This window comes from Paenibacillus sp. FSL M8-0142 (assembly GCF_038597315.1).
Lineage (GTDB): Bacteria > Bacillota > Bacilli > Paenibacillales > Paenibacillaceae > Paenibacillus_AQ > Paenibacillus_AQ lactis.
This window is the reverse complement of the sequence record NZ_CP152008.1, coordinates 2,065,526-2,086,165: the sequence shown is the minus strand read 5'-3', so window position 1 is coordinate 2,086,165 and position 20,640 is coordinate 2,065,526. Positions and strand designations below refer to the sequence as shown.

The window sequence follows — 20,640 nt, the reverse complement described above, 5'->3', positions numbered from 1 at the left end:
CCACGTCTCCTAGGTTCTTTGTCGTGATACATTAAGTTTTTACTCTACGGTTCCGAAAGATATCTTCATATTGGGGGCATAGACTAACCAGGATTCATCCGTAAACCGTTGTGAAAATGCTCCTTCAGCTTCATATTGCTCCATCGCTTTAGTCTCGTTTAATCCTCTAGATAATAAATTGTTCATTACTTCTGTAATGTCATCGGGTTCTTGTCCCAAGCCCTCTTCCTTCAAAGCACGATACAGAAAGCTTTTCCCTTCAACGTCCATGTTTTGGTCAAGAAAGTTAACCTTATCGCTAACCCTGCAGCCAACGTTCCTTAATCCTAGCTGGCTTAGGAGAATCGGTATTTGGATGCCTATATTGCCGTCCTTCCCCGTACGTTTGCGATCTTGTTCGAATAACTCCTGTAGAATCCCTAACCGGATTATGTCACTTTGCTCGATTCCATCCAGATAATTATTCGACATATTGGCAATCCAATGGGGTTCGAAGCAGATGACCATCCCGTTTCCTTTCACACTATCGATCATCTTCTTCAGGATTCTTTCAGGATCTGTCATATGCAGTAAAAAAGCATGACTGATTGCGATGTCATACTTCTTTTCAAATGGAGTATCCTCAATATCACTCACGATAAATTCAGAATCGTATGGAAGCTGCGCGAATATTTCATTGGCATGATTAATTAAATCTACGCCTTTGTCGATGCCGGTATATGTTGACCCTTCAGGGAGTATTGGGAGAAGTTTTAGTCCCATGTATCCGAAACCGCATCCATACTCGATGATCTTCACCGGTTTATGAATCTTCCAAACGCGCTGTACTAGAAATTCCAAATAATCATCGTTGTAATACAACCATCTGGTATTTCTTAGATACTCAATTTGATGATCCCAATAATATTCTGACATACCATGCTCCTTTAAATGAAATCAATGATCCTTGCTTCAAAAAAAATGACCCAGCCATAGATAGCTCATATCTTAGGCTGGGTCATAGGTTGAGTGTAATTCTATTTATTATACATCTGACTTATCTCATAACCAAACGTTATCTAACAAAACCTGGGGGACGTTTAATTTCCACTGTCCCCCTACAAAGGGATATAAAATGTATTTATATACTAAGAGTTACAATTTTCTTTACTTAATGTGTAATAAAGCTCTCCATTATAAAAATCAAATTCTTCTGGCAAACCAGAAACCTGATGCACATATTCAAATCCAAGCTTATCCAGTACTTTCCTGGATGGTTGATTACCCGGCTTCACAACCGCCACTAATTCAGCTAGAGCCAACTCATTAAAACAATATTCGACAAGTGCTTTAACGGCTTCACTGGCGTAGCCCATTCCCCAGAATGGTTTTCCTATTAAATAGAAAATCTCCTTGGAGCTATGATTAAAATCAAGGCTTCCAATACCGCACCAACCAACGTGTCGTCCATCATCCTTTCTAGTGATGACAAACGAATATTTATACCAGTCGTGCTGTGGACTGATTTCATAGCATCCGATAAGCCAACTAAAAAGCTCTTTATACTCCTCGAATGTCATGATCTCCATCGGCAAGTATGTAAACAGGTCATTATCTTGCATCAACTCAAATGCTTCCTGGAGATCATTGTCTTGATAAGCCCGAACAACCAATCTTTCAGTTTCAATCCTCAACAGTTTGATGTAATCTCCTCCGACGTTTGACGTATTAATAGTTTTTCAACCCCAATAATCTTCCATTAATTTCTTAGACCATTCCGGCTGCTTCACCTCGCGGTTGGGTAGGAACTCCTTCATAACAGGTTTAATATCAATGATGGGCGTACCATCAATTGCATCTAAATGTTTTACGATCAATTTTTTATGATGATGCCCCAGCAGTTCGACTGTAGTCAAACCTAATTTATTGGGTCTGTTCTTTCCACGCTGGGCAAATATCCCCACCATGGGAAATTCCTTATTATTTCGTGGATGTCTCGCCTCATATTGAATTTTGTCATCCGCTACTTTATCGAAGTAAAAAATAATCTCCAAATGTGAAAAATCGCTTATTCCTTCAAGCGATGACGCATTTAAATCATCAACCAGCTCAATTTCAGTTACAATGGAGCCCCATTGATCATCTTTAATTTCCGTTCGCGAATTACGTACATAGGCAATTGGTTTAATGATGAATTCCATAAGTTAGCCCAACCTTTTGATTTGAATTGAAATGATTATACCATGTTTTGGAATTCCGTATCGACATCGCTTCGGCGTAAGCAATGAGATAGTTATTATTTTGCTCTCCTAGCTTCGCCTCTGGTACCCATGCAGTTATAATTACCATTTCTCTGGCAGCACCCACGGCAGCTTTCCTTGAAATTCAACCTGTAGAGCTGGGCTTGGAAACGTATCAGGTACTAGACTCAATCCATATGTAAAACCAAAAGTAAATCCATCAATCTCAATTAAATCGTCTGATAAATAAGCATTACTGATTGTGTCATCGCCTGACGTTATCCAGCAATCTGGTCCATCTAATATCCTTCCAACGATATGATAAAATCCACCATACAAGTGCGTTCCATCCTCATCTTCGTAATATTCAGATACTTCGCCTTCCTTACGAGGATCTATACCAAATCTATCAAAAAAATCTAAAATTCCTTGCGGCAATGTTCTGATTGCTTCTACATAATTCCTACAAAATAAACATGAGCATCCATCAGTAATGAAGCGATATGATTTATAGTAATTCCTTGTTGTCTCAGGATCATACTCGACTGTCCATGATTTCAACTTAATGGTTATCATGTTCTCAGCTCTTTCAGGATTAGTTTCGGTTAGAACTTACTATTTTCTACTGCGAATACTCCAATTCATTGGTTATACCTCTATCCAAAATCGATTGACGATGTTTCCATCTTCTTCAATATAATCATGATCTTGAATTCCGCCGTTCTTCATAATCGTTTTCTTGGAAGCAATATTATCGGCATCACATACGACTAACACTTTACGTATTCCCAGTTCTTTGGTTTTCTCTAACGCTAAGGATAATAATTGGGTTGCGTACCCCTTACGACGTTCAGAAGGCCGAATCCCATATTCCAATATGACCGCCACAATTCAGTAGCTTCTCATTTAGCTGGTGTCTTATATTTACAGCTCCCACAATTCTATTTGTTTCGGTAACCAACCAGTAAGTGGAATCCCTAACCCAACCTTCCGGGGTTCGATACCTTCTTCATTGTTCAATAAAAAATGCAGCATGCCTTCAAAGTCACGAGGATCCTTTGTTATTACCCAAGGCACTATAACCTCATTACTTTCCAGCCATTCTTGATAAAAAGATAAATATTCCTCTTTATATTTCGTTGATGGTCTCACTAACTGCACATCCATCATGTCACCTCCATTTCGTTGGATAACCTTTAACATGTCGTATTTTCCAGAACTATCTTATAGAAACAAATCAATGGTATTCCGCCCTAACCATTTCAACCGGCTGGGGCGTTTGTCCTCTAGATCCCTATTCAGGGGTGATAGAGAATCTGCGTGAGATCGGATGGATTACATATTAATTTAAATCTGTGGTTAAGGTTAGTATAGGCTTCAAATGTATAAGTCCCTTATCTACCGATGTTTCGATATATCCGACGATTTGGTCAAATGTAAATACCTGGAGGCTCTCATTCAACTCGTCCTGATCATACTCCATATCGCCCAATGCGGAAGGAATAAATTGTTTAACTTCACTTGCCTTAACTTCCTGCAAATTCATGATGGTCGGTTGTATGCTAAGCCAATTTCTTAACTCATCCATGACACCATAGTATTCCAGTAACTTTCCATTTAGTAATCGGAAGTCATGATGGTATCGCTTGTACAACCCTTCATCTGCTCCCATTCTATTTTTCAGCCAAGCTAGATTAAACCCCTGCAGCCAAATATCATCGGCGATTAAATGTGCAAAATACCCCAATACATAATGACTGTCTTTATACGAGCTATACTTATGTAGGAAACCATGATAATCGATATATCGTGTATAATTTTGAACTTCGCCTTTGAAGAAGTGGGATGTGTCTTTGGTGGGGACCGCGTCAGGAGCTATGCCACCTATTAAAAAGGACGCCTTATCTTTAATTGCTAGACTGTCTGCAATTTTATTAGCAATAATCAAATGCATAATTCTAGAGCCCATGCATCCACCACCATGTATTTTTTGTTGGAGCTTAGTTACGGAAATAACTAGGCTCTTAAGTTAAATCTTTATATAGAAACTCTCTGTATTTTTTAAAACCTTGTTTCTGATAGAACCTTTCAGCATGCTCATTATCGATCCAGTAATCAAGATCAATTTTGGGGATTCCGTGTTCAAGCGCAAATTCGCATACTTTATCCATCAGAAGCGTGCCTAATCCCTTCCGCTGAACTTCTTTAATAATGCTTAACTGATGAACATAAACCGATTGAGTTGATATCTTAAAAACACTCTCTTGGTACTGTTTTTTTCAAAACATATGTATCCTAAAGCCCGGCCTCGACCACAAAGAAGATAAAAGTAATGATTCGACGTCTTATCTGCCATCAATTTTTGAAAAAATTGATTAACTTCTTCATCATTATATGCTTTAAAATACTCAGGATATAAAGCGTAATGTAGATCATGAACATCCTTATTTAGATGAGCGATCGTGCTAGAGTCAGTACATTGAAACACTTCCATATTGAATACCTCCATCTGTATTTTACAAAGGCAAATAAATTGTTGATGACGGAACCCCGATATATCCACTACTCACAAGCCCTGATCACATCAAACGTAAAGTTCTCCATACGGGCGGCTATACATCAATGGTTCCCTCCCCCTCCCCTATCTTTTACTTCTCGATCAGTTCACTGATAAATTCCGATATGCTGGAGAATTCATAATCAGGCTTTATTAAAAACTCGCTGCTATGAGAATTGTCGAGCCAATTCACTCCCACAGTCTTCACCTTCGCTCTAACTCCAGCTTCAATATCTGCCTGACTATCTCCGACAAATAACGTTTCTTGAGGTGAGCATCCCAATAGCTTCATTGCCTTTATAATCCCTTCCGGATGAGGCTTTGGATCAACAACATCGTCACCGGTTATCGACACTTTGAACAGATCATCTGGAAATAGATGCTTTACGGATATGTCGTAGCTTCTTCTTGCCTTTCCGGTTACGATACCTGTCGAGATCCCTTTGTGGTGAATGAGATTTATCAATTCGAGGATTTCTTGGTTACCGGATACCATTCTGTCGTGTTCTCTTTCGTAGTGCAAATAGTAATCATCAATCGCTTCATGAACCCGATCTTTACAGCGTAAATTCTGCTGAATGATACCAACCTCGGATGGTCCGAACATGGCAACAATATCTTGATCCGATAATGTTCGCTGATCATAGGTAGCAAAGATCTTTTGAAACGAATAAAAACAAATAGGCAATGTATCTGCCAATGTACCGTCAAAATCGAACAAAATTGCTTTATACTTCAACGTGGTCACCTACTTCATGGGCTTAATCCCAAGATTCCATTGCTCTATGATTCTCTCGATCTCGAATAAATCGCTTACCTTTCCATCATAATCAACCGGCTCTGTATAAAAACCATCTTCCTTCCAGATCCCTTTCATTCCCGCGTTCTTGCTCGCAGCAATGTCATTCGCAGGATGATCTCCTACATAAACGCAGGCTTGAGGTTGTACCCCCATCCGTTCAGCTGCCCTAAGAAATATGGCTGGATCAGGTTTTCGAATGCCCTCGATTTCGGAAATCAGAATCACTTCAAAATACTTCTGAATTCCTAGAGCCTCAATATTACTTGACTGGAAGTCCCCAACTCCATTCGTAATGATTCCTAGCTTAAAGCCATGGTTTTTAAGTCTTTCCAAAACCTCGTGCGTATTCGGAAAGGGGACAGCATGTTTACTGAATCCACTCGTATAATCAGCTAATAGTTCATTCCAATCCAGCGGCAGCTCAAACTCCTTGATCAACTCCTGGTAGACTCGATCCTTCCACACATAGCCGCGATGATCTAATTCAATAAATCGGTTTGTATATCGCTCCACCCCTATACTTTTAGCGTTATGTATAATCCTCGCATATTGATCAACAACAAAGTGATATAGAGAAGTGCTGCGGTCTAGCAATGTCCCATCAAGATCAAAAATAACAGCTCGAATCATAGGATATACCGCCTTTCATAACGATGACCTAAGGACCTCTACGTTACCGAATTACATGCTCTTGATGTCTTCCTTTATTCTGTACTTTTCGGTTTTATTCGCTCGATAAAATAAACTAACGGTGGACACAGAAAACGTGTGGTTATTTTCAAAGTCAAGAAGGATATCCTTTCTCATCTCTTCAATGGTAGCTTCGGATAACCTTGATTTTCGTGCTACCGTAATATGAGGCTTATAAAGCTCTAGTTCAAAACATTTCTTAATACTTTCCTCGTTTGGCTTAAACACCGACACAAGTTGTTTATGCAGCTCAATCAGCTCATCTGACTGAACATCCAGATACAATACATCTTTATCTCCAAAATATCTCGGCCCACCAATGGTAATTTGGAAACTTCCGAACTCCGATATGATCTTTCGGCATTTGGAAAGCCAGCTCATATCCTCTGTAAGTCCACAAGAGGCTTTGACGGTGATGTGTGGGTCCGAACCATTCTGCACACGGTATTTTTCTCTTACGTTCATGACCTTCTCATAAATATCCGCTTCGGGAACAATGCCAAAAAAGAAATCCATTATGTCACGGCCTCCTTCGCTATGCTGTTTCTTTCAGTGGTCTTCAAATGTACTTTCCCAGAACGGTCCTTCCTCTTTATTAAAATATCTCTGAATAACCTCTCTTACGGGGTATGGCTGCAGATTATGCTGCTCCATGTCATTCATTCGAATCCAGTAAAACTCCAAATGGTTCTCTTGGGATTCAGGGTTTATTGAATGATCGATATGTGGTAACTCGACTCGAAATAAATGATTGAGTTCCTGATGGTAGGTCGTGGGAAGCTCAAAATCAGCTTCAACACACCCTATATATTCCCCCACGATACTCTCTTGTCCAAACTCCTCTTTAATCTCCCTGGATAACGTGGTTCTCATGCCTTCCTTAAACTCTACGTGACCGCCTGGAAGAAATGTGTTGTCCATGCCCTTACAGTGCGCGATTAATAGGTTACCATCCGAGAGAATAACCCCTCTGGCGAGCACATGATATTTTTGATTGTTGATATCCCTATATTTCATAAAAAATCATCCTTATCAATTGGTTTGAGCCTCATTATTTCACCAGTTTAGCCCACATTCCTGCGTTCTTACAGGGCTTATTTAGCTCTGAGGTGTTCTTTATATTTCTTAGGTTCTCTGTAATCTATAAAAATGACCCAGCCACAGATCGCTATTAATCTAGGCTGGGTCGTTGGTTGTTTATATAGCTTACTTCCTGAATTATACATCTAAATGTCAAAAGACGGTAGATTCATAGGAATTGCCTAAAGACTCCTCCGTCTAAGCATCTATGATTCTTGTTACATGTCGGAAACATTTTAGATATTATTTCGACATGTTTCTCCTATATACTCTATGTGTAATGGGATCAGGAGGGATACAGCATATGAAAAATAGCAAATTAACGTCGTTCATGCCGAAAATCGTCATCGGTTCCTTGGTCGCAAGCTTGGCTTTAACCTGCATGCCTTTTCCAAAGGGAGCTGATCAAGCGATTGCCGCTGCATCGCGCTCGTCGCAGAGCTTCGCGAAATTTATGCAGATGAACGCTCCGAGCCGGACCGTGAAAACCATAGGCGGAATTCAAACGGTCACGAACCTTTCCAGCACGGTTGTACTGGTAAACAAGCAGAGAAATCTACCTTCCACTTATGTTCCGAAGGATCTGGTCGTTCCCAATGTTCCGTTCAGCTTCTCTGGGCCAAGCCCTAAGAAGCAGTTGAGAAAAATCGCGGCCAATGCCTTGGAGGATTTATTCGCTGCTGCTAAAAAGGACGGCATTGAGCTCAAAGCTGTCTCCGGCTACCGTTCGTACGCCACGCAAAAATCGATCTTTGAACGCAACGCCAGCATCAAAGGCGAAGCCGTAGCGAACAAGACCAGCGCGCGCCCGGGACAGAGCGAGCATCAGACCGGTCTAAGCATGGACATCTCCAGCGCCTCGGTTGGATATGCACTGGAGCAAAGCTTCGGCAGCACGAAGGAAGGCAAGTGGCTGAAAGCCAACGCCCATAAATACGGCTTCATTATTCGTTATGGCAAGGGCAAGGAAAAGCTTACCGGTTATTCGTACGAGCCTTGGCATGTTCGGTATGTCGGCGTTTATATTGCGGGAGAGATCACGAGACAGAACTTGACGCTTGAGCAATACTTGCAGAAATCCATCTAACTTTAAGAACGGGCAGCCCTGCTGCCCGTTTCGTGTTAAGCGCCTCTTAGACATGAACATCATCTAACTCATCAGGACAAATAATAATGTATTATTCCAATTCAGATTGATCATAGTTCAATTCCGATAGCGTAGTATGGAAGCTTTCCCTTTCTGCATCGAAAATTTCTTTCTCGATGATTTGAAAAATCACAAAAGCAGCCCATCCTCTAATGAGGAGTGAGCTGCTTTTCGTTGACCATGAATCCTACATCCTAAATTACACGGTTCCATAATGCTGATGCATATTGCCAACCAAATCGAGAGTTCCCTTTTGCAGGAATTACTGTCTTATGATGAGGATGTCTCTAGGCGGTCTGCCTGTGCTTTGAATTTGAGAAATTTCAGCATCCGTAAGATTTCGTCCTACCAAAATGAGCGAAGATGTTACATTATCAAAATTGCCTAAGTTCGCTACATTTTGGCTTCCCCGGAATACACGGAATGATCCCTGAAAGTTAATTCTCGAAAATAGTACAAGGGTTACTTGAGAGCTTTCCACTACATTTCTAAGCCGAAAACTCGAAAGGATGTTGTCAAATCGAAATGCTCCAAGATCGCGAATTGCAACACCTCCGCGTCTGAAGAGAATCCTACGAACAGAAAAATTAGGGCCAGACCAAAGAGCAAGACGTAAATCGCTGTTTGCCATCTATACCACTCCTTTTCTTGGGAATGATATAGTATATTACCAAGTTGAGAGAATGGTATAAGGCAAAAATATCAGTTTAAAAGTTTGTTTTTTCGTATAAACATAGATTTCGTTATCCTTAAATCCTCTCAAGTCTATTTACAAGATTCATAGTCATCGATTTAACTATTTAAGGAAATCCGGACAATACAACAACAGGAACCTTTCTCACCCAACTTCTGATATCCCAAGTTGTTATGGGTAACTCCTTACATGTGCTGCTTTCCGCTGCACGATACGAGGTGAACTTATCAAAACGATATAGTAACCTCAACTTTGACGAGGACTGGTTCCATGAACAGCTTGCTGGTTATGCGGCTGCATAAGCTATTTCCCGATTTACGCTAAAAGACCTCCCAGCTCTAGGCATACGCCCGTTCCAGCTGAGAGGCCTATTATTTTTTTATCATGGACTTTCCTTATTCCAAAGTCTCTTCCTTCTCAAGTGCTTGGCAGCCTTCGCATAATCCATAAACCTCAAAGCGATGCCGCAAGACTTTGTAATTCCCGGGTAATACAAAACCGTGGTCCATTGGACAGTAATCAAAGGGAAGTGTTTTTTCGCAGTTAACGCAAATCAAATGATGATGGTGGTGGGTCGTGCAGTTCTCTTTGAACTTTAAACCCCCGTCCATAAAATAGAAATGCTCCAAAACCCCCATCTCACTTAACATGCGAAGATTACGATAAACCGTATCCAGACTCATGCTCGGGTAATAGACGGACATTTGATCATATACATCTTTGGGTGATAAATAACCGTCGTGGTCAGCGAAGATCTGAGCTAACGTCCTTCTTTGTTCCGTTACTCTCCATCCATTTCGCGCCATCGTATTCAGCATGTCTTTCACTTTGGCTTGGCTGTTCTCCTTCATTACCATACGTTCCCTTCCTGAGTATACAAAACATCCTGCATAATACCGTCTCCATGTTTTGAAAAAGATTTATCCTTGTATTTTATCAAGAATGAAGGGAAATGTCATATATGGCTACTATCATGAAATGAATGGATGTCAAACAATGAGTACGTTAGCCCTCGCCCTCTATCTTTACTCAAACGTGCGTCTTACCAGCTGGACTTCTTGATACCTGGAATTTATCCTTTGTGGGCTAGCTCGCGAAACACGATCCGCGACACGCCAAACTTGCTAATGTAGCCTCGGGGTCTGCCGGTCACCGCGCAGCGATTGTGAAGTCTTGTCGAAATCTATTCATTTAAAGCAGCCTGTAGGGCTTGGAGATTTTGACGCATGATCGCAATATAATCAAGCTGTTTGGAAATATCCTCATCCGTCAGCCCTTCAATCGGATTTAATACAGCGGTGGATGCTCCGATTTCTGAGGCAATCGTTTCTGCAACGTTTGAGGCTACGAGCGTTTCAAAGAAAATAGTTTTTACATTGTTTTCTTTGGCAAATTCAATAATCTTGGCCATTTGCGATGCCGATGGCTCCTGATCAGGGGACAGGCCTGCTATCGGTACCTGGGTTAAGCCGTATTCTTTGGCCAAGTAACCGAACGCAGCATGCTGGGTGATGAAGTCTTTTCTCTTGGAATCCTTCAAGCCTTCTTTAAACTCCTGATCCAACGCCTCCAGCTTACTTACGTAAGAATCTGCATTCGCTTTGTAGGCATCCTTATGATCAGGGTCTGCTTCAGCCAGGCCTTGTTCAATATTACGCACTTGCTGAATAGCAAGAGCAGGCGAAAGCCACACATGGGGATCAAGACCGCCGTGATCATGATGATGCCCGCCTTCTGCGCCATGGTCATGGGCATGCTCATCTTCGTGGCTATGTTCACCTTCTGCGCCATGGTCATGCGCATGTTCATCTTCGTGGCTATGTTCACCTTCTGCGCCATGGTCATGCGCATGTTCATCCTCGTGGCTATGTTCGCCTTCTGCGCCATGGTCATGGGCATGTTCATCTTCTTGGCTATGTTCACCTTCTGCGCCATGGTCATGCGAATGGGAATGCCCTTCGCCTTCCATGATCTCTATTCCTTGACTTGCCTCAATTACCTTCAGATCGCGATCTTTTACGCTATCCAGTACCTGATCGATCCAGCTCTCCATACCGGCACCGTTATAGACAATCACGTCAGCATCAGCAATGCCTGCCATATCCTGCGGCGTAGGTTCCCAGTCATGCGGTTCAACCCCTGCCGGAACCAAATTCTCGACATCCGCCATATCACCAGCAACTTGGCGCGTGAATTCATACATCGGATAGAAGCTTGTTTTAATCTTTAATTTTGCTGCTGTTGATGTATCTGTTACTTGGCTATTTGTTGTATTCATGCTTCCATTGGATTCACTTGGCTTGGCAGAGCCGCAGCCCGCGACAGCCAATGCTGCGGATAATGAAAAAGCGGCAAGGATTCGTTTATAACTCTTAATCATGATTAATAACTCCTCTTACTTTCGGTTTGTTTATTTGTACAGATCTTCGATTTCGCAATTGCAATAGCTTCTGAATGAATACAGCTATGAGCAAGAACCCTAACAAAATGAGAGCAATCGTGCCACCAGGCGGCGAATTCAAATAGTAGGAGGCGGTTAGTCCCGAGAAAACGCCAACCCATCCTGTAAGGACGGCTACGCCCATGGCAGCTATAAACCCGGGAGCAATCCGGAGTGCGATCGAGGCTGGAAGTACAATAAGTGCCGATACTAGCAATACGCCAACGATCGGCATGGAAGCAGCGACCGTCATGCCTGTAAACACGGCGAATAAAAAGGAAAGAAGCGAAACCCGAGTCCCTGAAATCGCAGCAGTCTCCTCATCGAAGGCAAAGTTATAAAGGGGCCGGCGTAAGGCAACAAAAAACACCAGCCCTAATGCGGCTACGATGGCAATCAAAGCGAGCTGGGTATCACTGACCGCAACGATGGATCCAAAAAGGTAGGAACTAAAGCTTTTATTCAAATGCGGATTCAAACTCATCAGGACGACGGCCACTGCCAGTCCGGACGTCATGATAATGGCGACCGGCACCTCGGTGTAGGTTCGGTATACCCTTCGAAGCTGTTCAATGACAAGCGCTCCGATGATGGCGACGACAAATCCGCTTATCGTCGGATTAAGATGCAAGAACGATCCTAATGCCACCCCTGCCAGCGAAACATGGGAGAGGGTATCAGCCATAAGCACCTGCCGACGAAGCATTAAATATACGCCGAGGATCGGAGCGATTACACCGATCAGGCCTCCTGCCCAAAAGGCACGCTGCATGAATTCGTAACCGAGCATCGCCATCCCGTATCCTCCTTTCGTTCCAGATGGACGACCCGGTCCAGGTAAGGATCGATTTCCTCCAATGCATGAGTAACCATGATCACCGTTTTTCCTCTTTGTTTCACATAGCGATCCAGCAGCTCGTATAACTCTTTACGGCTCGCTTCATCCAGCCCGGTTGTTGGCTCATCAAGGATCAGCGCCTCCGGCTCCTGAGCCAATGCTCTTGCAATACAAACCCTCTGCTTCTGACCGCCTGACAATTCACCAATCTTATGGTTGCGATATTTCCACATTCCCACTTCCATCAGGCTTTGCTTGACGGCCTCATGATCGCTGGCTGCAAACCGTTTGAACAACCCGAGACGATGATAACGGCCTGAACGAACAAGTTCGATGACTTTGCTGGGGAAACCGGCATTAAACGAAGCCACAAGCTGGGGAACATAACCAACCGTTATTGGTGATCCGTCCTCCGATACACGATTCATTTCAATCGTTCCGCTCCAAGGCTTGGTCAAGCCCAGCATCAATTTCAGCAGGGTCGATTTCGCTGCACCATTGGGACCTGAAATCGCGATAAATTGCCCGGTATGGATATCCAGTGACAGGTCCTGGATAACAGTTCGATCTCCGTATCCAAACACGACGTCGCGCATGGAGGACAAAATCATTTCAATCTCTTCCTTCCTCATGACAGAACATTCAACACTGTCTTGCGTAATAATTACGATTAATAACACTGCCTATATTAACGTGTCTCGCGATGCAGCGTATATCTTTTCAATCTAGGGCAATACTTGCGCATTTCCAAACGCTCAGGATGATTTTTCTTATTTTTGGTTGTCGTGTAATTCCGATCTCCCGTTTCGGTGCATGCCAATGTAACGATGACTCTCATATTATGCATCCTCCTTATTAGTAATTTTTACGATTAGAAATCGTAATCTCTATGTGTATCCTTTGTCAATCCCCAATCGGATGATGACTTCTATTAATAAGCAGCGACAATTATTGGTTTATACTCTTCAATCGCGTTCTGCATATGCTTCATCTGAAGAGGCATTCGCTCAATAATCGCTTTACGTTTTGCTTTTAGCACAATTTGCTCGATATCAGCAAAGCTGCACCTTGCAAGCTGCCGGCAAGTTTCAGTGAAAATTGACGGATCACATTCAAATTCGCCAATGAGAATTTCAATATATTGCTTCATTTGCTCCTGCCCAGGCACGGTATAGATTAACTTCGTATCGAACCGGCGCCATATCGCCTGATCCAGATCCTTTTCCAAATTGGTGGCGGCCATTATAATGCTCCGGTCTCCAAAATCATCCAAGCATTGGAGCAACGTATTTACAGCACGCGCCATCTCCTTGACTTCATCGTTGTTATCTCGAGTCCGGGCTATGGCATCGAATTCGTCCATAAACAGGACACACGGGAACGCGCTGGCATAATCGAATATTTTACGGATATTGCTTCCGGTTTCCCCCAAATGACTGTGAATGATCGCGTCCAAGCGAACCAAGACAAGTGGAAGCTCAAGGACCTTAGCCATGTAAAAAGCCGTTAACGTCTTACCTGTTCCGGGAGGTCCGTACATGACAATCTTGTTTGGAACCGGCACGCCATGCTGTTCAAACTCCTCCCTCATCCCTAAAATTTCAATAAATTCTTTCACAATTCTTTGATTGACTTCTGACAAAATGAGATGCTTTGCCTTTTTGGCACAGTCTTTGGGTGAATATAGATTTGCCATGTCAATTCCCTTCGCACGGGGAAGACGCTGGCTCGCATTACTTTTACTCATGAATGGCTGCTGCTCCTTCAGTGTATATAATCAGTTATGCAATCCAAGGCAATGGATTCTCAAAGCGCGCCCAATTCAAGCTCATTTCCACATCGGTAAGCAGACACTGATCCAACGCAGCCTCAATATGCTCTCGGTCCATATCGATCCCGATCATCACCAACTCGGTTTGCCGGTCTCCCCAATGGGTGTCCCATTTCACCCGTACATCCTCCTCGGTTCGTAAAATCTCCTCTCTTTCGGCTGCAGGAAGCGCGGCAACCCAATATCCGGCGGGTCCAAACTGAATCGAAGGGCCAGCTTGGCTTAAGCTTGCCGCAACATCTCCATCTGCAGCCAACCACACCAGTCCTTTGGCTCGAACAACCTGTTCAGGCCATTCCCCCATGAATTCAGCCAACCGGGATGGATGAAAGGGCCTTCTGCGGCGATACACGAAGGAGCTGATTCCATACTCTTCGGTCTCCGGGACATGCGCTTCTTTTTGCAATTCCTGGATCCATCCGGCTGACAAACTTACACGTTCAAAATCAAACAATCCCGTATTCAAGATCTCCGACGGATCGACCTGTCCATGCAGGGTACGAATGATCTTGGCGCTTGGCTGCAGCTTTCGAAGGACAGCTTCAAGCTTGTTCAATTCCGCGTCATCCACGAGATCACATTTATTTAGGAGCAGTACATCGCAGGTTTCGATCTGATCGATCAGCAAATCCACGACATCACGATCATCTTCGCTTCCCGCGCCCTGATTGCGGTCCAGAAGGCTCTGACCGGATGCGAAATCCTGCCAGAATCGATTCGCGTCCACGACGGTGACCAAACAATCGAGCTTGGCCAGATTCGTTAAATCGATCCCTGTCTCTTCGTCGGCATATGTAAATGTCTGAGCGACCGGGATCGGTTCGCTGATGCCTGTGGATTCAATCAGAATGTAATCAAACCGTTGTTCGCTCGCGAGTTTTTCGATTTCCTTCATTAAATCATCTCGCAGCGTGCAGCATATGCATCCGTTGGACATCTCAACCAGCTTCTCTTCCGTGCGGGATAAGGACGCCTCTCCCTTAACCAGTGCTGCATCAATGTTAATCTCGCTCATGTCATTTACAATGACAGCGACCTTCAGGCCTTGCCGGTTATTCAGTACGTGATTTAATACCGTCGTTTTTCCCGAGCCGAGATACCCGCTGAGTACCGTTACGGGGATTTGTTGTTGTGTCATTGCATTCTTCTCCTTGTGACTTGATATAGGACTTAAAATAGACTAATCCATCTTATTCGTAATGATTACGATTTATGACAACCCTAATATAATTGCTTTTATTCAAAATGTCAAACGTCCATATTTCGATACGGCACGTCGTTAGGATCACAAATCATCTTGGCTCCAAAAAAACCACAGGAATAGACCAAAGATGGTCATGGATCCCTGGTCTACCAGCCCTTGATTTTAAAAGCGTTGAGCAATTCCTCATCCTTCACGATGAACGACTGAATGGGGCAGGAATATGGGCGTTCCCGCCACAGGATCCTTCAACACCGTAGCGTGTATTCCGAACACTTCCTGCAGCACAGCTTCAGTCAGCACTCGATCCGGCGTACCATCCCGTACAATCCGCCCGTCCTTTAGAACAACCATGCGATCCGCGTATCTCGCCGCCTGATTCAAATCATGAAGCACAACAATGATCGTAGTCCCCCTCTCCTGGTTCAGCCTCCTAACGAGCTCCAGTATCTCCAACTGATGTCGAACATCCAGAAATGTCGTGGGCTCATCCAGCATTAACACGGGAGTCGACTGCGCGATCGCCATGGCAATCCACGCTCGCTGCCTTTCTCCCCCCGAGAGAGAATCCAGCGGCCGCTGCTCGAAAGCTTGCATACCGGTAACTTCAAGCGCTTCTTCGATCGCAGCATGATCCTGCTTTTTCAACATCCGCAGCGGACCTACATGAGGATACCGTCCCTGCTCTACCAGCTCTCTGACCGTAATGGCCATCGGAACCTCCGGTGACTGAGGGAGTATCGCCATCTTCCTTGCCAAGGACCTCGGAGATTCTTTTGCAATGGCATGCCCATCCAGATATACACACCCTTTCTGCGGCATAAGCAGCCGTGCCATGGTTTTAAGCAGCGTGGATTTGCCGGATCCGTTGGTGCCCAAGAGCGCAGTCACACCACCCGATAGGATATCCATAGACAGCTCTTTGAGGATGGGTTTGTCGTTATATCGCAGCTCTATGTTCTGAGCTTCCAGCAAGGGTTTTTGGGATTGATCTTCTTTCATCTTCGTCTCTGTCTCCTTGTTCGTTGAAACATTCAATGTGATTTTCTTTTTTGCTTAATGAGATACAGAAAAAAAGGAGCCCCCATAAAGGCGGTAACTGCCCCTACCGGAAGGGAAACTTGCGAGCTTAAACCGAATACATGCAGCTCGAACGATACGGCCTGGGCAATGACATCGGCGCCGAGCAGCAGCACGCCTGTGACAACCGTACTGAAAGGGAATAATCTTCTTGCATCTTGGCCTACCAGTCTCCTTGCAATATGAGGACCGATAAGACCAATAAATCCGATCGCGCCAACAGCTGCAACCGCTCCTGCGGTCAGCACTGCCGCCAGGATGAGCATCATCCATCTCATTCGACGAACAGACACGCCCAGACTAACCGCCGTAGACTGCCCCGATTGCAACGCATTCGCAGCTCCAGCGCTAAGAAGACCGAGAGGGATGATGACTAATGCCCAAGGCCAAAGCATATCCCAATGCACCCATACCCGGCCATTAAGGGAGCCGATCATCCATAACAAGATGCTGCCGACCGCTTCCGTATGCCGGAGCAGGATCAATGAGGTGCAAGATTGCAATACGCTGCCCGTTAGTATTCCGACTAACGCAAGCCTGGTGATATCCATTCCCTTACCTAGACTTAATGTGTTTACAAAGAGGACGGTGCCGATACCGCCCATCCATGCAACCAAAGGAAGATACCTTGTCGCATCCCCTAAACCGTCAGCAAATGTGATCCAAATGACGATCATCAACACCGAGCCTGCCGATACGCCGAGTAATCCCGGCTCTGCCAACGGGTTGCGGGTTATGGACTGAAGAATTGCTCCTGCCAAGCCCAGCATGGCGCCCGCTACAAGCGCAATCAAAGTCCTTGGCAATCGAAGCTGCCATATGATTTGTCGATGGTGTTCCTCTTCTTGTACGTTCGCCAAAGCACGCAGAATATGCTGCGGTGAAATCACCACTTTGCCAAATGCGATATGCATGACACACAGAATCAGGACAAGCAGCAAGGCTGCCAGGAGTCCGATCTTATATGTCATCTCATAGGGATTGCGATTACGGATCAGCTTGTTCATTCTGAAGGCCGCCCCCCAAGCTTACGCAAAAATAATGCGATAATAACAGGTCCGCCGATTAGAGTCGTCCAAAGCCCGACAGGCACTTCCCTGGGCATAAACATGGTTCGTGCCAGGATATCGGCCGTTGTTAACAGGACGGCTCCGAGCATTGCCGAGAATGGAAGAACGAACTTTGCGTCATATTGCTGTGATAAGCTCCGTATCAGGTGTGGAGCGATCAAGGCAATATAGCCAATAGGTCCGCACTGGGATACAACCGCTGCCGTCATCGCGCAGCATACGATGAGCAGATAAATACGCACCCGCATGACATGAAGTCCCAGCCCTTCGGCCGTCTCGCTCCCCAAGCGCAGTACGTTCAACGATCTGGCGAAGCTTAAGGAAAGGGGAATCGTAACGAGCGCCCAAGGCAACAGATGACCGACATGAGTCCAATTGCGGTTCGCCAAATTCCCCATCAGAAACGTAAACAAGAGGCTCGCACTATTGGATGACCCCATCGTAATCACCCATACCACCAATCCGTTCATGATCGCAGTGACAGCAGCGCCGATAAGGATAATATGTATGCCTCCATTTCTTCCTCCGGCTGCCAAAATAACCACAGCCCCGCCTATAAGTCCTCCAAGAAGGGCAAACCATGGCTGCATGCCATAGGAGACGGGAACATGTAAAACCGTAACAAGAGCCATCATAAACGAAGCTCCCGAAGAAACACCTAACAACTCCGGACCTGCTAATGAATTTCGAAGTCCATCTTGCAGAAGAACGCCGCATAACCCCAGCATCGCTCCGGCCATGCATCCTAATACGATTCGGGGAAGCCTGATCTCCAGAACGGACACCCTCTCGAGTTCGGTTCCCCCGTTAAAGAACAGCAGCTGCTGCAAGCTTGACCAGGACATTTCCGGGTAGCCATGCTTCATGCCTATTGATATCACAGCAGCCATCATGAAAAACAATGCAAAAAAAAGGGGCGCTCCCCCTATTTTTGCTCTCTTGATTATGGTGGGATCGGTACGCTGCAAAGCTATTCCACCGCTTTCTTATAAAGCTCGGGATACATGTGGCTCATCGCTTCGTCTAAAATGATGCCGAGCGACCGCGTTCCCCTGCCGCTGGCCCATACGGATGTACGCATCTCATGAACCTGTCCATTCTTCACCGCGCGGAGTCTGGACCACAGCGGGTTCGTCTTGAATTGCTCGGATAATGGCTGTGAGTCGGGGCTGAACGTGAAAGTTTCGACAAAAATATAATCCGGATCGTTCTCAAGCATCTTTTCCAACGAGTAAGCCATCCCCCCTGCTTGGTGGCCGCCGTCAGCCTCGGGTGCGGGCCATGGGTATTGCGTGACTTCCGCCAGCATCGAGCCCACAAGCGACCCGGCCGTATCGATACCGAAATTTACATCAGACCCGTACATCACCAATGCGGTCTTATCCTTCGGACTGTGTTCCTTGTAGTAATTGAATTTATCCAGAAGGTGCTTCTCGGCCGCTTCGGCTTCCGCTATTCGCCCTGTCAGCTGGCCCATATGCTGCAGGAACTCGATCGATTCTTGCATACTCCTAGGCTGGACGATGTATAACGGAGCAATGCCGTCTAAGCCTTCCCGCAATCCTTCATGGGTTCCTTCCAATCCAATGACAAGATCCGGTCCCGCCAACGAAATATCCTCCAAATTGGGTTCAAAGAAGCTTCCTCCGATTTTTCCGAGGCTTGCTGCTTCCTCACCATAAAACTCCGGTTCTGGCGCAAGTCCTCCCGCAGTTACCGCAGCAGGTTTCAATCCCAGCTCAACCAGGGCATCTACGCAGATCTCTGTTAAACACGCCACCTTCTCCACCGGCAGGGCAACGGAGATCTCCGTTCCGGTTACATCCTTGAATGTCGATTTGGAGCTTGTTCCTTCCTCATTTGACGCCGCCTCTTCAGCACTTGGCGTTGCTCCATCAGCATTTGGCGCTGCCCCTCCAGCATTTAGCGTTGCTCCATCAGCATTTGGCGCTGCTCCTCCAGCGTTTGGCACTGCCTCTTCAGCATTTGAATTCGTCCTGCCGGTTGCGGTCTCAGTCCCTGTTTCTTGAGGAACACTGTCGCAACCAGAAATGAGTGCTGCAATTATCAAAAATACGATACCTAGACGTTTGCGCATATGGTACATCCCCTTACCTATAGTTGTAATAATTACGAATTAGATGCATGAAAATCACTGAACTGCCCATGAAAATGATATGTATTCCCTCTTAATCACATTGATCTCCACCACCTAAAATACATTATCGAGGTAATTAAATTGTAATTATTACTATTAAATTCGAAAGAAATATAGCATGCCGCCATGAAATAGTCAACATATTTTTCCAAGAAGATTTGTCGCGGAATTAGACAAAAATCCCGATCGCTTACATACAAAAAAGCCGCGGCAACGCGGCCTCTTGGACTAATATGCTATTGTCTTCTCACCGTTACCGATCCCTCGCCTCTATTAAAACTTCCTTCAATTCTCCATTCTTCCGACCCGCCGACATCAGTGGCATGCTGATCCCGTTGTCCTTATTGATCTTGCAGTTTCTTTCCAATGGGGTCATCGGACAGATTTACCAGAATCGATAAATCGTTAATTAATTTGATCTTAACAAAAGAGTCATTCGCCGAATGGTTGATCCCTGACACATGTACGCTTCCTTTACTTCTCGGGTCATCGGGATTATAAATAAAGGAAACTTCATAATCGGAAGCCCCTTTTTTGTACACATAGTTATACACGTATTCATCTGTGTCATTACTGAATGAATGAACAAAAAACTGCCCCTCTTTCCCGCTTTGTCTAGCTTTAGCCAACCAATCACGGACCTGCTCACTATGCTCAGGTTCAACTTGATTTAACTCGTAAGAAAAAACCTTAGACATCCTATTGTCCAGATCAGGCACGTTGGCTTCTTTACCTGAACATCCCGTCATCAACAGCATCAGCAAAATGAAACCTATAATGTATTTCATCGCTCTCCCTTTCATCCTTTGATTCCAATTGTTTTCTCGAAGTCG

23 protein-coding genes and 2 pseudogenes are annotated in these 20,640 nt (G+C 44.8%); 1 reads left to right on the top strand and 24 read right to left on the bottom strand.

Going from position 1 to position 20,640, the window contains the following annotated elements; genetic code table 11:
• Positions 1 to 39 precede the first annotated feature (39 nt).
• From NSQ46_RS09865 to NSQ46_RS09815, 11 genes and pseudogenes are all read right to left on the bottom strand, one after another.
• On the bottom strand, positions 40 to 915 hold the full coding sequence (locus NSQ46_RS09865) for a class I SAM-dependent methyltransferase (RefSeq protein ID WP_251537371.1): 876 nt from the start codon (positions 913 to 915) through the stop codon (positions 40 to 42).
• A gap of 212 nt (positions 916 to 1,127) precedes the next feature.
• Positions 1,128 to 1,673, bottom strand: coding sequence for a GNAT family N-acetyltransferase (locus tag NSQ46_RS09860; protein WP_251537369.1), 546 nt, complete (start codon positions 1,671 to 1,673; stop codon positions 1,128 to 1,130).
• 45 nt (positions 1,674 to 1,718) lie between these two features.
• Positions 1,719 to 2,180, bottom strand: a complete 462-nt coding sequence (gene tsaA, locus NSQ46_RS09855) for a tRNA (N6-threonylcarbamoyladenosine(37)-N6)-methyltransferase TrmO (protein ID WP_251537366.1) — start codon at positions 2,178 to 2,180, stop codon at positions 1,719 to 1,721.
• A gap of 141 nt (positions 2,181 to 2,321) precedes the next feature.
• Positions 2,322 to 2,795: a hypothetical protein gene (locus tag NSQ46_RS09850; RefSeq protein ID WP_341342228.1), complete on the bottom strand. Its 474-nt coding sequence runs from the start codon at positions 2,793 to 2,795 to the stop codon at positions 2,322 to 2,324.
• 72 nt (positions 2,796 to 2,867) lie between these two features.
• Positions 2,868 to 3,386: pseudogene (locus NSQ46_RS09845) on the bottom strand (GNAT family N-acetyltransferase).
• Between the two features lie 175 nt (positions 3,387 to 3,561).
• Positions 3,562 to 4,188: a zinc dependent phospholipase C family protein gene (locus NSQ46_RS09840; RefSeq protein ID WP_144873276.1), complete on the bottom strand. Its 627-nt coding sequence runs from the start codon at positions 4,186 to 4,188 to the stop codon at positions 3,562 to 3,564.
• Positions 4,189 to 4,243: 55 nt separating this feature from the next.
• Positions 4,244 to 4,429, bottom strand: a complete 186-nt coding sequence (locus tag NSQ46_RS09835; protein ID WP_251537518.1) for a GNAT family N-acetyltransferase — start codon at positions 4,427 to 4,429, stop codon at positions 4,244 to 4,246.
• Positions 4,430 to 4,867: 438 nt separating this feature from the next.
• Positions 4,868 to 5,524: an HAD family hydrolase gene (locus NSQ46_RS09830; protein ID WP_251537364.1), complete on the bottom strand. Its 657-nt coding sequence runs from the start codon at positions 5,522 to 5,524 to the stop codon at positions 4,868 to 4,870.
• Positions 5,525 to 6,208, bottom strand: coding sequence for an HAD family hydrolase (locus tag NSQ46_RS09825; protein WP_342576726.1), 684 nt, complete (start codon positions 6,206 to 6,208; stop codon positions 5,525 to 5,527).
• Between the two features lie 51 nt (positions 6,209 to 6,259).
• Positions 6,260 to 6,784, bottom strand: a complete 525-nt coding sequence (locus NSQ46_RS09820; protein ID WP_341342232.1) for a 2'-5' RNA ligase family protein — start codon at positions 6,782 to 6,784, stop codon at positions 6,260 to 6,262.
• 33 nt (positions 6,785 to 6,817) lie between these two features.
• The gene (locus NSQ46_RS09815) at positions 6,818 to 7,285 is read right to left on the bottom strand and encodes an NUDIX domain-containing protein (protein WP_341342233.1); all 468 of its coding nucleotides are present in this window, start codon (positions 7,283 to 7,285) and stop codon (positions 6,818 to 6,820) included.
• Positions 7,286 to 7,652: 367 nt separating this feature from the next.
• On the opposite strand from NSQ46_RS09815, the gene NSQ46_RS09810 reads away from it, so the two are divergent.
• Positions 7,653 to 8,435 carry a M15 family metallopeptidase gene (locus tag NSQ46_RS09810; RefSeq protein ID WP_007127879.1) on the top strand — a complete coding sequence of 261 codons (783 nt, stop codon included), beginning with the start codon at positions 7,653 to 7,655 and terminating at the stop codon, positions 8,433 to 8,435.
• A 1,149-nt stretch (positions 8,436 to 9,584) separates the two neighbouring features.
• Here NSQ46_RS09810 and NSQ46_RS09805 read toward each other — a convergent pair.
• From NSQ46_RS09805 to NSQ46_RS09745, 13 genes and pseudogenes are all read right to left on the bottom strand, one after another.
• Entirely contained in the window at positions 9,585 to 10,046 is a 462-nt protein-coding gene (locus tag NSQ46_RS09805; protein ID WP_028404689.1) for a Fur family transcriptional regulator, read from the bottom strand.
• A gap of 215 nt (positions 10,047 to 10,261) precedes the next feature.
• Positions 10,262 to 10,369, bottom strand: a pseudogene (locus NSQ46_RS09800) (30S ribosomal protein S14); the annotation flags it as partial.
• Between the two features lie 3 nt (positions 10,370 to 10,372).
• Complete coding sequence (locus NSQ46_RS09795; RefSeq protein ID WP_342576725.1) at positions 10,373 to 11,569, bottom strand: zinc ABC transporter substrate-binding protein; 1,197 nt, start codon at positions 11,567 to 11,569, stop codon at positions 10,373 to 10,375.
• Complete coding sequence (locus NSQ46_RS09790; RefSeq protein ID WP_342576724.1) at positions 11,562 to 12,425, bottom strand: metal ABC transporter permease; 864 nt, start codon at positions 12,423 to 12,425, stop codon at positions 11,562 to 11,564. Before NSQ46_RS09790 ends, NSQ46_RS09795 begins: the two co-directional genes overlap by 8 nt.
• Positions 12,371 to 13,078 (bottom strand): metal ABC transporter ATP-binding protein, encoded by a 708-nt coding sequence (locus tag NSQ46_RS09785; protein WP_342576981.1) that lies wholly within the window; start codon positions 13,076 to 13,078, stop codon positions 12,371 to 12,373. Before NSQ46_RS09785 ends, NSQ46_RS09790 begins: the two co-directional genes overlap by 55 nt.
• Before the next feature lie 77 nt (positions 13,079 to 13,155).
• A complete protein-coding gene (gene rpmG / locus NSQ46_RS09780; RefSeq protein ID WP_007127873.1) occupies positions 13,156 to 13,305 on the bottom strand; it encodes a 50S ribosomal protein L33 in 150 nt (49 codons plus the stop codon).
• Between the two features lie 93 nt (positions 13,306 to 13,398).
• Positions 13,399 to 14,214, bottom strand: coding sequence for an ATP-binding protein (locus tag NSQ46_RS09775; RefSeq protein WP_342576723.1), 816 nt, complete (start codon positions 14,212 to 14,214; stop codon positions 13,399 to 13,401).
• Between the two features lie 34 nt (positions 14,215 to 14,248).
• Complete coding sequence (locus NSQ46_RS09770) at positions 14,249 to 15,436, bottom strand: GTP-binding protein (protein WP_007127870.1); 1,188 nt, start codon at positions 15,434 to 15,436, stop codon at positions 14,249 to 14,251.
• A gap of 249 nt (positions 15,437 to 15,685) precedes the next feature.
• Positions 15,686 to 16,501 carry an ABC transporter ATP-binding protein gene (locus NSQ46_RS09765; protein ID WP_028404706.1) on the bottom strand — a complete coding sequence of 272 codons (816 nt, stop codon included), beginning with the start codon at positions 16,499 to 16,501 and terminating at the stop codon, positions 15,686 to 15,688.
• A gap of 32 nt (positions 16,502 to 16,533) precedes the next feature.
• Complete coding sequence (locus tag NSQ46_RS09760; RefSeq protein WP_342576722.1) at positions 16,534 to 17,586, bottom strand: iron ABC transporter permease; 1,053 nt, start codon at positions 17,584 to 17,586, stop codon at positions 16,534 to 16,536.
• Positions 17,583 to 18,539 carry an iron ABC transporter permease gene (locus tag NSQ46_RS09755; protein ID WP_342576980.1) on the bottom strand — a complete coding sequence of 319 codons (957 nt, stop codon included), beginning with the start codon at positions 18,537 to 18,539 and terminating at the stop codon, positions 17,583 to 17,585. The genes NSQ46_RS09760 and NSQ46_RS09755 overlap by 4 nt, the downstream gene beginning before the upstream one ends.
• 80 nt (positions 18,540 to 18,619) lie before the next feature.
• Positions 18,620 to 19,621 carry an ABC transporter substrate-binding protein gene (locus NSQ46_RS09750; RefSeq protein ID WP_342576721.1) on the bottom strand — a complete coding sequence of 334 codons (1,002 nt, stop codon included), beginning with the start codon at positions 19,619 to 19,621 and terminating at the stop codon, positions 18,620 to 18,622.
• 527 nt (positions 19,622 to 20,148) lie between these two features.
• A complete protein-coding gene (locus tag NSQ46_RS09745) occupies positions 20,149 to 20,595 on the bottom strand; it encodes a hypothetical protein (protein ID WP_007127865.1) in 447 nt (148 codons plus the stop codon).
• Positions 20,596 to 20,640 lie beyond the last annotated feature (45 nt).

Excerpts from the sequence above, each read along its gene's own strand:
- NSQ46_RS09770 (WP_007127870.1), bottom strand. The coding sequence starts at position 15,436 with ATGACACAACAACAAATCCCCGTAACGGTACTCAGCGGGTATCTCGGC.
- NSQ46_RS09815 (WP_341342233.1), bottom strand. The coding sequence starts at position 7,285 with ATGAAATATAGGGATATCAACAATCAAAAATATCATGTGCTCGCCAGA.
- NSQ46_RS09795 (WP_342576725.1), bottom strand. The coding sequence starts at position 11,569 with ATGATTAAGAGTTATAAACGAATCCTTGCCGCTTTTTCATTATCCGCA.
- NSQ46_RS09760 (WP_342576722.1), bottom strand. The coding sequence starts at position 17,586 with ATGAACAAGCTGATCCGTAATCGCAATCCCTATGAGATGACATATAAG.
- NSQ46_RS09825 (WP_342576726.1), bottom strand. The coding sequence starts at position 6,208 with ATGATTCGAGCTGTTATTTTTGATCTTGATGGGACATTGCTAGACCGC.
- NSQ46_RS09820 (WP_341342232.1), bottom strand. The coding sequence starts at position 6,784 with ATGGATTTCTTTTTTGGCATTGTTCCCGAAGCGGATATTTATGAGAAG.
- NSQ46_RS09805 (WP_028404689.1), bottom strand. The coding sequence starts at position 10,046 with ATGGTAATGAAGGAGAACAGCCAAGCCAAAGTGAAAGACATGCTGAAT.
- NSQ46_RS09850 (WP_341342228.1), bottom strand. The coding sequence starts at position 2,795 with ATGATAACCATTAAGTTGAAATCATGGACAGTCGAGTATGATCCTGAG.
- NSQ46_RS09865 (WP_251537371.1), bottom strand. The coding sequence starts at position 915 with ATGTCAGAATATTATTGGGATCATCAAATTGAGTATCTAAGAAATACC.
- NSQ46_RS09745 (WP_007127865.1), bottom strand. The coding sequence starts at position 20,595 with ATGAAATACATTATAGGTTTCATTTTGCTGATGCTGTTGATGACGGGA.
- NSQ46_RS09785 (WP_342576981.1), bottom strand. The coding sequence starts at position 13,078 with ATGATTTTGTCCTCCATGCGCGACGTCGTGTTTGGATACGGAGATCGA.
- NSQ46_RS09755 (WP_342576980.1), bottom strand. The coding sequence starts at position 18,539 with ATGGCTGCTGTGATATCAATAGGCATGAAGCATGGCTACCCGGAAATG.
- NSQ46_RS09790 (WP_342576724.1), bottom strand. The coding sequence starts at position 12,425 with ATGGCGATGCTCGGTTACGAATTCATGCAGCGTGCCTTTTGGGCAGGA.
- NSQ46_RS09765 (WP_028404706.1), bottom strand. The coding sequence starts at position 16,501 with ATGAAAGAAGATCAATCCCAAAAACCCTTGCTGGAAGCTCAGAACATA.
- rpmG (WP_007127873.1), bottom strand. The coding sequence starts at position 13,305 with ATGAGAGTCATCGTTACATTGGCATGCACCGAAACGGGAGATCGGAAT.
- NSQ46_RS09810 (WP_007127879.1), top strand. The coding sequence starts at position 7,653 with ATGAAAAATAGCAAATTAACGTCGTTCATGCCGAAAATCGTCATCGGT.
- tsaA (WP_251537366.1), bottom strand. The coding sequence starts at position 2,180 with ATGGAATTCATCATTAAACCAATTGCCTATGTACGTAATTCGCGAACG.
- NSQ46_RS09775 (WP_342576723.1), bottom strand. The coding sequence starts at position 14,214 with ATGAGTAAAAGTAATGCGAGCCAGCGTCTTCCCCGTGCGAAGGGAATT.
- NSQ46_RS09840 (WP_144873276.1), bottom strand. The coding sequence starts at position 4,188 with ATGGGCTCTAGAATTATGCATTTGATTATTGCTAATAAAATTGCAGAC.